The 14,608-nt window shown below is 41.4% G+C and carries 24 protein-coding genes; 15 read left to right on the top strand and 9 right to left on the bottom strand.

What is annotated here, in order from left to right:
* Positions 1-67: 67 nt before the first annotated feature.
* The 15 genes from NPUN_RS13285 (at position 68) to NPUN_RS13205 (ending at position 9,443) form a co-directional block, all read left to right on the top strand.
* The gene (locus NPUN_RS13285) at positions 68-619 is read left to right on the top strand and encodes an HAD hydrolase-like protein (protein WP_012409176.1); all 552 of its coding nucleotides are present in this window, start codon (positions 68-70) and stop codon (positions 617-619) included.
* Positions 616-810 (top strand): hypothetical protein, encoded by a 195-nt coding sequence (locus NPUN_RS13280; protein ID WP_041565381.1) that lies wholly within the window; start codon positions 616-618, stop codon positions 808-810. Before NPUN_RS13285 ends, NPUN_RS13280 begins: the two co-directional genes overlap by 4 nt.
* A 307-nt stretch (positions 811-1,117) precedes the next feature.
* On the top strand, positions 1,118-1,930 hold the full coding sequence (locus tag NPUN_RS13270) for a hypothetical protein (RefSeq protein WP_012409175.1): 813 nt from the start codon (positions 1,118-1,120) through the stop codon (positions 1,928-1,930).
* A complete protein-coding gene (locus NPUN_RS13265; protein ID WP_012409174.1) occupies positions 1,927-2,190 on the top strand; it encodes a hypothetical protein in 264 nt (87 codons plus the stop codon). The genes NPUN_RS13270 and NPUN_RS13265 overlap by 4 nt, the downstream gene beginning before the upstream one ends.
* Positions 2,191-2,230: 40 nt before the next feature.
* Complete coding sequence (locus tag NPUN_RS13260; RefSeq protein ID WP_041565379.1) at positions 2,231-2,623, top strand: FHA domain-containing protein; 393 nt, start codon at positions 2,231-2,233, stop codon at positions 2,621-2,623.
* Positions 2,592-3,110: a hypothetical protein gene (locus NPUN_RS13255; RefSeq protein WP_012409173.1), complete on the top strand. Its 519-nt coding sequence runs from the start codon at positions 2,592-2,594 to the stop codon at positions 3,108-3,110. Before NPUN_RS13260 ends, NPUN_RS13255 begins: the two co-directional genes overlap by 32 nt.
* Positions 3,111-3,540: 430 nt before the next feature.
* Complete coding sequence (locus tag NPUN_RS13250) at positions 3,541-3,765, top strand: hypothetical protein (RefSeq protein WP_041565378.1); 225 nt, start codon at positions 3,541-3,543, stop codon at positions 3,763-3,765.
* A complete protein-coding gene (locus NPUN_RS13245; RefSeq protein ID WP_041565377.1) occupies positions 3,766-4,143 on the top strand; it encodes a hypothetical protein in 378 nt (125 codons plus the stop codon).
* Between the two features lie 3 nt (positions 4,144-4,146).
* On the top strand, positions 4,147-4,380 hold the full coding sequence (locus NPUN_RS13240) for a hypothetical protein (protein ID WP_041565376.1): 234 nt from the start codon (positions 4,147-4,149) through the stop codon (positions 4,378-4,380).
* A gap of 360 nt (positions 4,381-4,740) precedes the next feature.
* Entirely contained in the window at positions 4,741-5,130 is a 390-nt protein-coding gene (locus NPUN_RS13230) for a hypothetical protein (protein WP_012409171.1), read from the top strand.
* Positions 5,131-5,376: 246 nt separating this feature from the next.
* Complete coding sequence (locus NPUN_RS13225; RefSeq protein ID WP_012409170.1) at positions 5,377-5,769, top strand: hypothetical protein; 393 nt, start codon at positions 5,377-5,379, stop codon at positions 5,767-5,769.
* Between the two features lie 2 nt (positions 5,770-5,771).
* A complete protein-coding gene (locus NPUN_RS13220) occupies positions 5,772-6,332 on the top strand; it encodes a hypothetical protein (protein ID WP_012409169.1) in 561 nt (186 codons plus the stop codon).
* Between the two features lie 137 nt (positions 6,333-6,469).
* Positions 6,470-7,123 (top strand): hypothetical protein, encoded by a 654-nt coding sequence (locus tag NPUN_RS13215; protein WP_012409168.1) that lies wholly within the window; start codon positions 6,470-6,472, stop codon positions 7,121-7,123.
* Positions 7,124-7,185: 62 nt separating this feature from the next.
* Complete coding sequence (locus tag NPUN_RS13210; RefSeq protein ID WP_012409167.1) at positions 7,186-7,758, top strand: hypothetical protein; 573 nt, start codon at positions 7,186-7,188, stop codon at positions 7,756-7,758.
* Positions 7,758-9,443, top strand: coding sequence for an ATP-binding protein (locus NPUN_RS13205; protein WP_012409166.1), 1,686 nt, complete (start codon positions 7,758-7,760; stop codon positions 9,441-9,443). The genes NPUN_RS13210 and NPUN_RS13205 overlap by 1 nt, the downstream gene beginning before the upstream one ends.
* A gap of 575 nt (positions 9,444-10,018) precedes the next feature.
* Here the strand turns inward: NPUN_RS13205 and NPUN_RS13200 are convergent.
* From NPUN_RS13200 to NPUN_RS13165, 9 genes are all read right to left on the bottom strand, one after another.
* Positions 10,019-10,267 carry a hypothetical protein gene (locus tag NPUN_RS13200; RefSeq protein WP_148220311.1) on the bottom strand — a complete coding sequence of 83 codons (249 nt, stop codon included), beginning with the start codon at positions 10,265-10,267 and terminating at the stop codon, positions 10,019-10,021.
* Between the two features lie 41 nt (positions 10,268-10,308).
* On the bottom strand, positions 10,309-10,803 hold the full coding sequence (locus NPUN_RS13195) for a MerR family transcriptional regulator (protein ID WP_041565374.1): 495 nt from the start codon (positions 10,801-10,803) through the stop codon (positions 10,309-10,311).
* A 70-nt stretch (positions 10,804-10,873) separates the two neighbouring features.
* The gene (locus tag NPUN_RS13190) at positions 10,874-11,161 is read right to left on the bottom strand and encodes a hypothetical protein (RefSeq protein ID WP_148220310.1); all 288 of its coding nucleotides are present in this window, start codon (positions 11,159-11,161) and stop codon (positions 10,874-10,876) included.
* Positions 11,162-11,168: 7 nt separating this feature from the next.
* Complete coding sequence (locus NPUN_RS41820) at positions 11,169-11,333, bottom strand: hypothetical protein (protein WP_167315620.1); 165 nt, start codon at positions 11,331-11,333, stop codon at positions 11,169-11,171.
* Positions 11,334-11,354: 21 nt separating this feature from the next.
* Positions 11,355-12,050, bottom strand: a complete 696-nt coding sequence (locus NPUN_RS13185; RefSeq protein ID WP_148220309.1) for a hypothetical protein — start codon at positions 12,048-12,050, stop codon at positions 11,355-11,357.
* A gap of 173 nt (positions 12,051-12,223) precedes the next feature.
* Positions 12,224-12,526, bottom strand: coding sequence for a hypothetical protein (locus NPUN_RS13180; RefSeq protein WP_012409161.1), 303 nt, complete (start codon positions 12,524-12,526; stop codon positions 12,224-12,226).
* 66 nt (positions 12,527-12,592) lie between these two features.
* Entirely contained in the window at positions 12,593-12,826 is a 234-nt protein-coding gene (locus tag NPUN_RS13175; RefSeq protein WP_041565373.1) for a hypothetical protein, read from the bottom strand.
* 8 nt (positions 12,827-12,834) lie between these two features.
* On the bottom strand, positions 12,835-13,077 hold the full coding sequence (locus NPUN_RS13170; RefSeq protein ID WP_012409160.1) for a hypothetical protein: 243 nt from the start codon (positions 13,075-13,077) through the stop codon (positions 12,835-12,837).
* Between the two features lie 165 nt (positions 13,078-13,242).
* Positions 13,243-14,601, bottom strand: a complete 1,359-nt coding sequence (locus NPUN_RS13165) for a phage portal protein family protein (protein WP_012409159.1) — start codon at positions 14,599-14,601, stop codon at positions 13,243-13,245.
* Between the last annotated feature and the right edge of the window lie 7 nt (positions 14,602-14,608).

The following is a 14,608-nucleotide window of genomic DNA, read 5'->3' as shown; positions in this document are numbered from 1 at the left end:
ATCATCTGTGGGTTTTTCTTTTAAAGTTTAAAATTCGTGTTGTTTTATAGCTACTGAGGTTAATAGGATGAACATTTTATTTGTCGATATTGACGGAACTTTAACAGAAACCATCAGTGGACACACTTTTAAGCAGTCGCCAACTGATGTAAAAATAATTGATGGTGCAGATAAGGCGATCGCGCACTTTGCTGCGTTGGGATGGCTAATTGTGGGAATCTCTAATCAAGGCGGATGTGCTGCAATTAATCCAGAAACAGGTAAACCTCGCAAAACAATTGAGGGCACTATCGCTGAGATGCAATTCACCCTTGAACTACTGCCCCAATTAACAGCAATTTATTTTTGTCCCGATTTTGAAGGTAACGATTGCTGGAAAGTTTCTCAGTTTGATGCCTACGAAACTAGTGATAGAGAAATGCAATTAATTGGGGAATTTCGCAAACCAAATGCAGGAATGCTTAAACTTGTGAAACTGTTTGTAGAGGATGGTGGTGAAGATGTTGAGGAGATGGTTATGGTGGGCGATCGCCCTGAAGATTTGGAATGTGCTTCGGCTATGGAATGCAAATTCATGTGGGCTGAAAATTGGCGCAAAGAATTTGGAGGTGATTCATGAAATTCAGCTACAAGCAAAAAGAGGATTTGTTAATAAGCTTTTTAACGATTCAAGCCAAGCATTATGGTTACACAACAGATGAAGAGATTTTGCTTAATAGCCAACACCCAAGAATTATCTTTATCAGGAATATTGCTCACAAATTAATAGAAGTTGTAGAAGCTACAATTCACCAGAAACCACTGGATTAGGTGATGCCGAAATAGTCAATATCTGTGTCATGTCCCGATGGGGCAGGTAAGGAATCTTTAGGGCGATCCCTGTCCGCCCACAATACGCATTTTGTAGGGTAAAAGCGATGCCTGCGGCGGCAAGCTACGAGACGCTGCGCGAACGCCTACGCGTATTGATTTTAGCTTATTCCAGTACAAATACCAAAAGACAGGGAAATCCCTGTCTTTTTGCTTTCAGTGAACTTGCAGTGGTAAAAAAAAATACCAGAAGCCACAATCAAGCAAGCGCGGGAGAGCGCCAAGTTAATTGTAAGCTTGGTGGCGTATGACAACTATTTCTGAAATTGCTGCTGACACCAAGTTAGCAGTGCAAGTACAGCAACTACTAATTAATTTAAAATTACTCTCTGGTGTGGCTGACGGTAAAGTTGGTCCACAAACCATTGGGGCGATCGCCGAACTCTTGCACATCACAAAAAGCATTGAAGTAACAGACGAACTCCTGCAACTAAAATCTCTTCCACAGCCACAACTCGATTTGAGTAAAGGTGATTTTGCAAGCAAGATCGCCAAGTATATGCTTTCTCAAGACTATTGGATTGACGAGAATCACCCTAATATTGTGTATGCAGAGGGGTGCGATCCTGATGGCACGCCCAACGCCGATGCCATGAACGAGTGGAACGATTTAAGATTAATCCTTGTAGTAAATAAAAATATCCCCGCGATCGCCCACAAATGGGTAGCCACCACCGAACCCGGATTAAAATACACCAATGCTCCTCTTAACCCTGATGGCGCTTTCAGAATCGCCTTTGGGCAATACAAAGCTTGGCGAGTAGGGTGGCACAAAACCCATGAAGCTTTGGTGCAGTGTGGGGAAATTGTCGGGTATAGGGATAAAAATAAAGACGGAATGCGAACAGGCGATCGCGTTGTACAGGGGAGTGACTACGCCGTTAACCAGCACTGGGGTTATGATATGGCTCACGTAGATGGTGCTAGTGCTGGGTGCTTGGTTGGGCAGCAGACTGTTGGGCATTTGGAATTTATGAAAGTCGTGAAATCTGACCTGCGTTATCAAGCCAACGATAACTATGTTTTCTTGACGACCATTATCTCTGGTGACAAGCTGTGAAACATCTCGACTCCGCTCGATGGAACCCTGAGATTATTCAGGCCAGCACCCCCGGTTTTCTGGCGTTGACTGGTCTTTTTATTATTATTGTTGCGGCGATCGCGCCTGGGATAAACTCAGCAAATCAAGCATTGGTAATAAATGCAGGAGTAGGAGCGATCGCAGCAGCCGGAGGATTAGCAAGGGGTGGTAGCAGTGATTCTACAAATGTCAGGGGCAATGTCAATATTGATTCAATCCAAGACCCGCCAAAAAAATAACAGTATCGTTACCATGAACAGGTAATGTTAATTTCTTGTTATGCGTTATCAGCTATTAATTTATTTAGATAACGATCTCCCTCCTATCACCTACGATTTAAATTTATCTATTTACGTCCTGGGAAAACACTCTAGCTGCGACATTTTGGTCATTGATAGATTTGTTTCTCGCCAACATTGTACCTTTGTATTGATGCCGCCAAATAGGGGCAAAAAGACCCCCTATTACCTCGTAATAGATGGGTTGCTGATGATTCCAGAAAGCAAAAGCACCAACGGGGTTTGGATTAACGGAACTAGAGTAAGTCAAGCTGATTTAAAGCATCAAGACACGATTACTTTTGGCCCGCGCCAATATCCTAAAGCTATCTTTTTAAATGAAATAACAGATATTAAAGAAGATGGGACTTTTTCAACTAATATTCAAGAATAAATTTTTATTAATATTGATTGCTGGGTTAATTGTCATTCTATTTTTTCATGGGATGCCATTCTCGTTTAAACCCAGCGATACTGGAAATTATATTGGAATTGCTGCTTTAGCGATCGCAGCTTGGCAGGTTCAAGATTCTAGGGAAAGCAAGATTGAAGGGGCGATCGCTAGTGTCAGTAAAGGATTGGAAGAAGCGATCGGCAAAGTTGAGGCGGATAGCGATCGGCGCGATTCAGTACACGATCAACAACTAAACTTGATTCACCAGCAGTTAACTTCCTTGAAAGAGCAAAGCAATTTTAATAAAGGGGATATTGGCAGATTGTATGACCAAATATTTGAAAACAAAGACAAGCTAGCAGAGCATGGGGCGGCGCTAGCTGTGATTACCAAGCAGGGTGAGATTGTACTGGCGATCGCTAATATGCGCTCGGAACTAGGAAAACTCCAAGCTGATGTTGAGAAAATTCAATCAACTTCGCTATAGGTTAGATAATTTTGATTAATTTTGCTAGTCCTTCTTGAATAAGGGAGATCGCTCCTTTCATGGCAGTTCGTTGTTTTACGGTTGTTTGGGGTGATGAAGAAGCCCCAAACAACTTTTAACTCACCATCTGCGATCGCTCAGATGTATGTGGCTTTGCTTCCCTTGAATACCCCCGAAGTCAGCAGTTCTCTTATCAGCAAACCCTCCTGAAAAGTTATTCAGGAGGGCTTTTGCCTGAAAGGTCACTTTTTATGATCGCTGGCGTTAGCAAAGGCGATCGCCTACTTGGAATTTTGGTTTAATCATTGCTGCCATTGTTTTATCATACTGTCTTCTCATATCCATCACAATTACCACGCAATTGTGATGAATGTGTTATGCTTTGTTTTAGAAAATTCTTAAGCTATTGAGTGCATGGAGATGCAAATGCATGGATAATGTGATGGAATTACACGGTTTACAGCCAATGGCAGACAAAGACAAAGATAGATTTCAGATGACCATCACCCTTTCGGAGAAGGCTTACGAAGAATTTCAAGCTGTGGCTGAGTGGAAAAAGATCCCGATGGCCACGCTACTTAGGCAAATTCTTGAGAGAGAACACGAATCACCCGCATTTGCAAATTTACACAAAAGAACAAAGCAGGATGACTAAATGCCGATGCAGCGCGATCGCTATCCCTCCCGTTGGCAGGAGATAGCCCTACAAGTCAAAACCGAAGCCAACTGGAAATGCGAAGAGTGTGGGCGGGAGTGCAGGAAAGTTGGGGAAACTCTGAGTGAGTTCATTGACCGAGTTGTGCCAAAAGTTCATTGCACAGACTCCTGTGACTTACTGCACGAAATTAATGCTAAACCTACTCGATTTGTACTGACGACCGCTCACTTGAACCATATTCCAGAGGATTGTACGCGCTGCAATCTAAAAGCATTATGTTCCGTGTGTCACTGTCGGATGGATTTGAAAGCAATGGCACACAAGAAAATGCTGAAACGCGAATACCTTGGACAACTGAATTTATTTAATTCTTGAAATATGGACACGCTCAAAGACTTAGAAACCCAGTTCAACAACAATCCTGTCTATAACCAAAGCGAATTAATCGCCAAGATTAAAAACCAGAAAGCAATTATCAACAAACTCATTGAAACAATACACGAGGCTAGCGATCTGTTGTTGACGGCTGCATCAAGCGCAGAGGAGCCGGACAAGTTATTGCAAGCAGCCAAAGTACTAACTCAATCGCTAGCTGAGGTGGCAAAAGCATGAGCCGTTCCCCGAAGGGGTTGCCGAAGGCATCGCCTCAGTATTATGTCTACATCAATTCAGATGAATGGCGTGAAAAGTGTAAGAAATGCCACGCATTGACAAAATATCACTGTGTCGTATTCCCGTGGGCAAAGAGTCTGAACGTGCATCATTTGACTTATCGTAATTTCCAAAAAGAAATGCCATTACGTGACACGGTTCCATTGTCTAAGTTTGCACACTGGATTATTCATTGGTGGATATTTTGGAAAACTCCGTTACGCCCTTGGGTTAATTTCTTGTTGCGATCACTTTTAATATTTTGGGCAGTTATTTGGTTTGTACTGCCGTCGAAACCTAAACGCACAAGGCGTAAAAAGTATGCGTGAAAAGTTATCTAACCTTATTCCCACCGCACTAGGAGGATTGGGATTAACCGTAACTACAATAGGCGCTGGGATTTTAATACTAGGGCTATCAGGCAAAGTAGTTACACGGCTTGCTGATGCCTTAAAACCTCATGAGTTAACTATTGAAAAGATGGTGGTTTATGGAGGTAATGCTGGAATTATCGGTTTATGCACAATCAGCGTGGCGGCAATTTCTCAAGCAGTGTCAGACAAGTTAGCAGAAGCAAAAGTAGAACAAATGATTGCTGAACTAGAAACAAAACATCACTGCAATGGGTGTATCTATTACTCTGCTAATAATTATTTACCTTGTGCAGTTCATCCTGAATTACCTCAATATTGTTCAGATTTTACAATTTAGCTTTGCATTATCTGTTCTAAATCCGTCGTTGCACTATCTGCCTGCATAACGTGCAAAGCACCCGCACCATTAATTATTTCATTTCTTCGTTGCACCACACGGATGCTAAAAAGTGTATTTGACAGCGCACTGCAACTTTTCTTGCATTAAGTGTTGACTAAATCTCTTGTAATTGTTCACAGCGCTTACAGCATAAGAAGTTGCACTAAATGTCAGTTGCAACTGAGTTTTTAAAAAGGAGAGAATATGCCCCTACAGAAGGAGAGAACAAGAATAATTTATGAAACTTGCTTAGGGAAGTCAGTCCGTGCTTACCAATGGCAAGAGCTAAAAAATCAGTTAGTGAATGCTCGGTTGCCGCTCACCATTGATAATTTGCGGTTTGTCGCTAAGTGTAAAAGGGTCGCACCAAGGAAGGCGATCGCATCTCATGTATTGAATTTGGTGGTAGAGTCAGCCACCGATCTAAATGGCTCTGTTAAGGGCGCGGTTATCAAGGATTACATCTACAAAAAGTGTCCGTCTTTATCGAAACATAAGTTTTATCGAGCGTTTAGAAGCATGGACATAAGTTATCGAAACGACGGTACTTATTCTATTGCTGAGTTAGGAGAAGTTTTGTACAAATTATTTGCATAACCATGAACCAAAATAAAATTAAAGTAATTCAAACTCGACTAAAAAACCGGGGTAAAAGATTTACTCTTGACCAAATCAGAAAGCATATTATTGTCAGCAACTACGCCGACGTTGAACCTACAGAGAATTTGATATCTAAGATTGTTGATGAACTGTCAGGCTCAAGTGAAATAGTTCCAGCAAGTACAAATGATGAATTGAGTCATACCCAAAAACAAACTTTAATTCAACAAGTTGCTTCCACTTTAGAAGTGAGTTTATCGGTTGAAGAAGTTCAGTCGATTAGCCAAAAAATGGACTGGGTATTAAGCGATCGCGCCTCGCTCAAGGATCGCATCAAATCCGCGATCGTCGCCTGGGTTGATTACCAAGTTGACCAAGATTTGCAACAGACTGATGAAATGATGCAAGAGGTGGAACAGTATCTAGTCACGCGCCTACAAGAAGCCAACCAACACTTCAATAGCAAGGCTACAGCTTTCTCTGGTCGCATAGAAGAAGCTAGAGACAAATTTCGCACCACAGAAGCAAAAATTCTCAACCTCTTCAAAGTCCCTAGTTGAGCAAGTAGCGCGAAATGCGCCACGGGGATACTCCCCGGTGGACACTTTCGCAGAGTATCGTCAACAGCATAAATTCAATTTGCTATTGCTGTTGTTGCTGACTCCACTTGTGTTGTTTGTAACTCAAGGAATTTTCTATGAAACACATCAAAACCCGTATCAATACCAGAACCAAGGCAGGTAAGGCAGCACAAAGGGTTGCTGGTGTATCTGTGGCGGAATTACAGAAGGCATTGACAGGCGATCAAGCCACGCTTCAAAAACTGGGGTCGATGTATCAAGAGGGGAAAATGGCTGCCGCCCTCATGCCTGCAATTACGGAAACGGTAAAAACGAAAATTAAGAATGAGAGCGACTGGAATAAATTCTTGGGTGAATTTGTTGCCAGTGGCAGCAAAGCCGAGGTGGATATTCAAAAAGCCCAGCGTCAAGCTAGCTTTGCCAACATCAAATACTTGGATGATATGGATGAACTGCGGGAACAGTTCAAAGCCTCACTTGAGATGGAAAAAGGAAGGCATAGCTGGGCAATTGACTACAACAGAGCCAAGCTGTTTGCTGACATGGTAATCCAAGATGTTGAAGGACGAGTTCGCCTGCTTGAACAAGGTTCGCGTATCCAGCTAAAGCAGTTGCAGGAAAACCAAAACTATGAACTTAAAGTGGCTGAACATCTTTTAGAGCATGGAGACAACGCTGATTTATCTCTAATTCACAAACGCGATTATCAAGCAGAGGTAAAAAGCCCAATGGGGATAATCCGGCGACTACGAAACGCTTTAGGTATTTAATAAAACCCACTGCAATCACGTCAGATTGCAGTGGGTAGTAAAAATTTTTTCTTGATAAACCAATGTTACTTGAAACGGACGTTATAGACCAGCAGGAGGACTCCCAAGCAAGTCAACTGCCTCGTGAATATCAAGATTATTTAGATCGTCTAGAGAAAGATTATTTATCTGCTTGTGCGACGTTTACACTAATTCGTAATTTTTTACTTACATTGACTGCGAATTCTGCCAACATAACTCTATGTCTCCTAGCCATTGATTTGGGCTTAGGAGCAATGAGCGCGGGATTGTTGGGATTTTCTCTTGGCTCCATTCCCGCCATGATTGACATCGGAGAAGCTGGAATTGACCTTTCAAACGAGTACAAAGTACGAGATATTTCACGAGTAGTATTTGGCTGTAGTAAGTTAATAGCTTCTGCTGGTATTTCATGGAATACCACTAAGGAATACAGACAGCTTATGCAATATGCCAATGAATCAATTCAAGCTTTTGAAGTTGAAGTAAAAAACTACGAAATCAAAGTACAGCCTACCGATGGACTGACTATCAACTTGCAATTGCAGATTGTGATGGGAGCATCTTTAGGTTTGGCCTTATTACCAGTTCTTTGGAAGATGATTAGGAGATATTGATGGATTGGTTGAAGTTGTTCAAACAACAGAATCAATTCAGCATTGGGCTGGCGATCGCTCTGTCTTTGACGGGCTTAGGATTGTCAGTCTATTCAATGTCTGGCACTAAATATGATGTGATTGAATTCTGCTTTAAGCCCAAAAAAAATAATAATCGCGCTGTTAAGTATTGCACTCAAGACAAGCAGTATATTATCCCAGAAGGATATTGGAGACAAGAAAACTACGTACCCACTAATCCGCGTTTTCAACCGCAAGGAACTTTTATTCTGTCTGACAAAGCAACGCGGCTGCGGACAATTCCGGCTACAAATCCTATTGCTAAGAATTGGGCAATGGCAAGTTTAATTTTATTGTCCAGTAGCACACTGCTGACCTCAAAGCGATTGCAACGCTACAAAAAAGAGTTTGTAGCGTATTTTGAGCAGTTGAAAACTGATTTAAATCAAGAAATTCAACTTAACGAACAACAGCGCGAAATCACTACACACAAGATCGCTGTTGAAACTGAGTACATAAAGGATCGGGTAACTCGCAACGACCAAATTACTCGCATCAAGGATAAGAGTGAAGGTGAGCGCGAGTTTGACCGAGAGCAGGCTGAAAAGCACAATCAATTAGCTGAGTATCAGCGTTTGCTACAGTTGGCTAAATTTAAGGCAGAGATAGCTAAATGTGAGGCAGAAGAAGCAAAGCACAGGAGTGAAGCAAATAGGCTTTTATCGGCTGTCCCTGTTCCTTTGGAGTTGACCGAAGAAATTGATTACGAAGCTTTATGTCCCGGAAAAGTGGGTGAGCTTGAATTCTACGACTGGCGGGATTTAGTTGATGATGCAGTAGGGATTATTGTTGCTGGTAATTCTGGTAGTGGTAAAACTTCCGTGGCGGTTTGGGTCGCAGGGTGGTTGACCAAAGATGAGCCAGCACAAGTTTTAGCTCTTGACCCTCATGCCAATGTCAATGTCTTGTGGGGTGAACTAGGCATCCATGCGATCGCTGATTTCGCGCTAATTGAACAGCAATTAATTCTACTGATTGAGCTACTCGATTCCCGGCGAGAACTTAATAAACAGCAGCTAGATTTAGAACCGACAATCATTGTCTTTGGTGATGAGATTAATGCCTGCCTAGATAGCTTCTCAAACAAAGAAATTATTGAACTAGCACTGAGACGATTAGGTTCAGAAGGTAGAAAATACAAAATAATTTTCATTGCCTTAAACCAGTCGTCTAACGCCAACGATTTAAATATTTCGGCACAAATGAGGAATAACTATCTCCTAATAGCTCTCAATGCCACTGCAAGACAGTTAGCTAAACAATGGAAAAAGGATGACCCCAGAAAGAAACACGTTGACGAATTAGCCTACAGCTGCATTGTCAGTGGCGCTGTTCCCGAATCCTTGGCCATACATCCCACCCACCACACTTACAAGCAATTTAAGAAAAAGGGCAATAAGCCAAAAGGACTGCGACAAATCAACCAACTTCCTCTAACTATTCCTTTAGCATCTCCAGAGGATATTCAAACCGACTGGCACAAAGATTTAGTTGCCTGGGCAGACCAACTCTTGAATGTGCCGACACCAGACCTAATCAAAGAAAAATGGGAAGAAATGATGGGACACGCACCAAGCAGCAAACAAGTAGAACTACTGCACGAGTACCTACTAAACCGCAATTAGATTACTCGGTGCGCTACGGCAACAATTACAGTAGAGAGTGTGCGATCGCTCGTCAGTTTCTTGAAAAGTATGATTCCTTGTGTTGCTGCTGTTTGAGACGAAAGTATAATGAGTTACACCATACCAGTTACGGTAAAAATAATTTAGGAAGCAACTGGTTTCCAACATGCGAAAGATGCCACACACAGATTTGTCACAATTCCCAAAACTGGCTTATCGATCATAAAAATCCAGTCTGGGGCAATCGAAATACTGAAGAATTCGTTAGGCGGTTAAGCTTGGGATATCAACTTTTGTATTCAGAATAACTTGCATTGTGGCAATCCCAGCGCTGCACTCCGGGACTGCTGGCGGATGTGACCCTTGTGAATCGTGCCAGTATTTTGAGGAAAGGTAATGGAAAATTTACTGCCTTTAGCTTTCCATACTGTTATTTGATATAGTGAAACGCATCCCAACACGTACCAGAACGTATGGAGCAAGTCGATAGAGTAGCGTTAGCAAAGCTCGCCGTAAGCATCGCCCCTCTTAAAGAACGCTACGGCCACCGCAAATTCTACTCAGAATACAATCCGTCAGTGTGTGCTATTTAAACTAATTACCAGGTCTTCAATCGCTGTAAGTGTTTCCATTTTAATTAGCAAGTGATCGCCTTCTTTCCGAGTCCAAACTACATTAGATAAATTTTCAAGGATTCTAAAATTGCTAGGGCAGGGAATAAGCTGGTAAAGGTTTTCTCCTACAAAACTAAAAGTATATTCAATATTTTCTTTTTCGCGTAGCTCAAGCAATCGGCTTTCAATCGTGCCTATCAAACGAAACATTGATATGCAAGCAAATCTAAATGTAAATAACCAAAAATAATTCATGTCTCTTTAAAAATATCTACCATAAAACGCTCAAAGCTTTGAGGGCAAATTCTCCAAGACCTACCTAATTTCTTGCCTACTAAGTTACCCGTTTTTAAATGGTATTTCAAAAAGTTTATAGATAAACCTGACATTATCGCAGCTTCTCTTATGCTCAAAGACTTCTTTGCTAAAATAGCTGCTACTTGATAATAGGCAGTAATGCTTGAGGTGGCGCAAGCAATTGTTTTTAAGCTTTCAGCAATTGCAGCAAGCGATCGCTCCTCTTGAGTAACAGTAACTGGCACTAGTCCCGTCGAAATTGCAGGGCGATAAGTGGGGTCGCGCTCAAGCTTTACCCTATCTAATTCTGATATGTCAAAGAAAGGCGATCGCCCCCTATCAGTATTTTCATACCTCACAGCGATTTTGTACTTTTTCACCCATCTCTCCAGGGTGCGATCGCTTACCCCTAAATACTTTAAAGCCTCTTGCTTGTTTAATTCCGACAACGTGCGACACCTCCGGCGACACCTGTCGGCAGTATATCAAAATTACTAATCCCCCTCAGCATATAATTGGCTAGCCTTGTTGAAATACGAACTTGAGCAACAAATAATCATTAGGAAACTCTTGTGAGTTATTGAGGTTATTTATTTGAGTAATTGAATAGTTCATCGCTTGCGACATCAGTTTAAATTGCTCAAAGTTTTCAGAACCAAACACTCCTTCAATCTCAGGAATTTGATTTTTCATCTGCTCGTAAACTTTGCCTGACTCAAAACCCAATGCAAAATCCTTTGATTCGTTGATGAACTCGATAACTAATTTATATTCGCTCATAGCGATCGCCTCTACTTCTTCATACAAAAACCTGTCATATCTTAGTTTGAAATTGAACGATTTCTACAATTAAACTTGTTTTACCGCAGTGTGGACATAACGCTTGGCTATTTATATCTGGCTTGATGTCGCCAATTGTCCACCATTTCTGGCAGTGGTCACAACTGTAATGGTAAAGATATTCCAGAGATACTTTCACGGTTTTAACCTCTATTCAACTTCAATTTCCTACCGCACCTGCCCAATCGGTAAGCGCAAATATTTGCACTAATTCGGTAACACATCGCTCGATTAACTCCCTGTATTTGCTATCTTCTTCGGCTATGGAGTTGCCTGAAATCTTGATTAAATCAATCGTACCTGGGCGATGGAAGATTAATCTAGAAAAACATAATTCAAGTAGCTGTAAGGCGATCGCCCTCGCTGCGCGAGTTTTTAAAAAGGCAATTGCTTCTTCAAGAAGTATCATTTGTCTATCAATGTCAACTTCTTGTACCCACCGAACAAACTGTTTAACCTCCTCATCTTTAGCTCGACTTGTGTCAAAACGATTTAATGGGTACTTATCAGATTTTATGCCTTCTAATAAAATTCTTGCCCCACCTGCAAGTTTAGTTAATTGTGATACTGTTGAGTAAAAATCTTTTGCTGCATCTTGCTCAATACTTTTAGCAACTTTGTTATTAATTTTATTTACTTTTTTAAAGTTATCAAAAAAGCATCCCTTCATACTTTTGTTATAGCCAACTATTTCTAAAAATCTTTGATTATATACCTTGAGCCTTTGCTCTCTATTTATTCTTTCAAATTTTTCAATATAGTTCTTAGATATTTGGGAATTGAAGTTTTCACAAGCTTCATCGGCTAATCCCTTGAAATGAGCAAATGATGCACTGATTTTGGCACTACTTACCAAAACTATCTGCTTTGATTTTGGCGCTAATCTTACGTGTTCAACTCGCTCTGATGCACCAATCAAGTGAACTGGCTCCCCGCATTTGGGGCATCTTAATTGCCAGTTTGCGTAATCTTGGTAATCGGAAGTAACAGCATCTACAATTATTCCGTAGAGCAAACTTTTAGCGTATTTCATTGCTCCATATCAAACCGAAAATTATTGTTAATCCACTCCTGTACTGTGTTTTGCACTGGCAGCAAATAAACATAAGGCATTTCGCTATGGGATTCATTGAAATCATCCCACGCATCGTCATCAATATCTGGCTCAGATTCGCATACCATTTCTATCGAATCAGCAACCCATCCGTCATCTTCTTCTGTCCACCCATGCACTTGAACATGAAGTTTTGTCTCACAGTATGGACATTTAGCAATTTCTTCAGGAATCTCAAAATGATAATCTGCGGGAACTATAGTTATATCTTTGTTCATAGGCGATCGCCCCTCTACAATAATTTTTCAGCATTTTGCATAACATCGATTTGATAAAGCAATCGGCTATGCTCTGGTAAATCTTCCCAACTTGGCAAGCCAAGATTCAGTTTTTTTAATTACAGACTCGTAGCATTGCTGAGGCAGAGCATTGAGGCGATCGCTTCTTTCCACAATTCTCAAACACCGAGGACAAGTTACTTGCAACTTCTCGCAAGTTCCTGTTCTTGGGTTGGGAGTACCACAAGCCGCATATTTTGATGGTGAATTTTTCCAATGAGTATATTTTGGTGCAGGCATTTTATTAACTAGAAAATTAACATTCTCCACGTTGCTAAAAGGGCAAAAGCTCCCCCAAGGCATCCCCACAATAGCCAAGGGATCTCCGGTTGCATTTCGGATTGCATTTTATCAAGTGAAAGCTTTAACTGTTTTAACAACCACGCTTTGGCTTCAGGTAAAGTGTGAAATTTCATCACTTGTACGCGCATACCAGTGCCAATAAAGGCGTAGTATCCATCTGGTTTGTGTTGAATAAAAACATTCAGCATTCCACCATCGAGATTTAATTGCCACCAAAGAGATGGATTAAGTTTAGAGGATTCTCATTTCATAATATTTTTCCTACAAGTTAGGGGGCGATCGCCCCTTCTCAACTTTTAAAACACAAAAATCTCATGCTTCTATGCTTCTAGTACGACTTTACATAATTCCAATCAATACCCTTCGCCATATTGCTGCTCTTGCTGTGCCAATAGTTTTGCAAGCTGCTGCTGGTCAAATTGTTCTTTAGTAAATGGCGACAATCCCAAATCTTCACGCAGTCTATTAGTTGCTTCAAGGTCGTTTGCGTCAATTGTCCCAGAGGACATTGCTATAGTCAAATTACTAACTCTAGTCGCCGCTAGTGACGGGTCAAGGAACTTATCTGATTTAAACTCACCCAAATTATCCTCAAATTTGGGGCCAAAGTTAGCCATGAGCAAAGGACGTACAATTTTTTCTAATAGCTCATCCCTTAAATCATTCACAATATCCTCAATTTGGGTATCAAGTATTAGTCGGTGTCCGGCATTAATCCCGGAATTCCCAATACCTGATGCCGTGTCATTAAAAATTGTTGATGGCACGCCGTAAGCATAGAAAATCATTTTTTCGTAGTGAGTAAGTGAAAGATTAAAAAATCCTTCCCCACCACCACCCGGAACATTAATCACATCGTTTTCTTTATCGGTTCCGAAAACGCTGCCATTTTCAATATTTTTGGCTGATGAAACAGCTGCATAAAGCGCTGGTTGAGTTTTGATTGTACCATCGTCGTTTCTTAGCGGTAAGCCATTAGACCCTAAAATTGTTACTGTTTTCTCGCTGGGAGCTTTGATTATTGTGAATCCAGTGGCCTGTCTTTGTCCGGCTTGCGTCCACTGCTTGTACATAATCTGCCGCGATTTGTAAAATGGCAAAGCAGAAGCCGCCGCCGGATCGCCCCGTGGATCTTCCGGCTCTTCAAGTGATGGTGAATAAATGTGAAGTAGCTTTGCGTAGGGTATAGCTTTTGAAGAATCATGCAATGGGCGGTAAATAATCCGATCTACCCTACCCTTAACTCCAGCGAACGAATACCGCAGAGGGTTAAGTACAGGGATTGACTTTAATCGCCACTCGGAACCCAGACTAGTTTTGCGCTTATACCATCTAATCTCACCGCAAGAAGTTCCCAGACTATAAGCTTGCTTAATCATCTTCCGTACTACTGCGGGGAGACTTCCTTTCATGGAGTCAAAATTCCCGCGCATCCATTCTTGAATTGTTTGCGGGCCTGTCGCAGTAGGATATGGGGTAGGGTCATTATGGGAGTAAAGTCCAACCGCCGCCGCCGCTCTCATGGTTTTTAAGTTGATCGCCGCTTTATTTACCACGCAGATTTTGATCATCTTGATCAAATCTTCTAGGGTGTAAGTCTCCCCTGTTTCTGGAAGTTCTCTTACAAAATCAGTATCAAGCTCATCTAACCACGGCGCTAACTCTGTGGCGTATAAAGGAATTAGCTTACTTGAGTTTTCAATAGTTGTCATAAAATAT

Source organism: Nostoc punctiforme PCC 73102, from assembly GCF_000020025.1.
Classification (GTDB): Bacteria; Cyanobacteriota; Cyanobacteriia; order Cyanobacteriales; family Nostocaceae; genus Nostoc; species Nostoc punctiforme.
The sequence above is the reverse complement of the archived record's forward strand: the minus strand, read 5'-3'. Positions and strand labels throughout refer to the sequence as shown.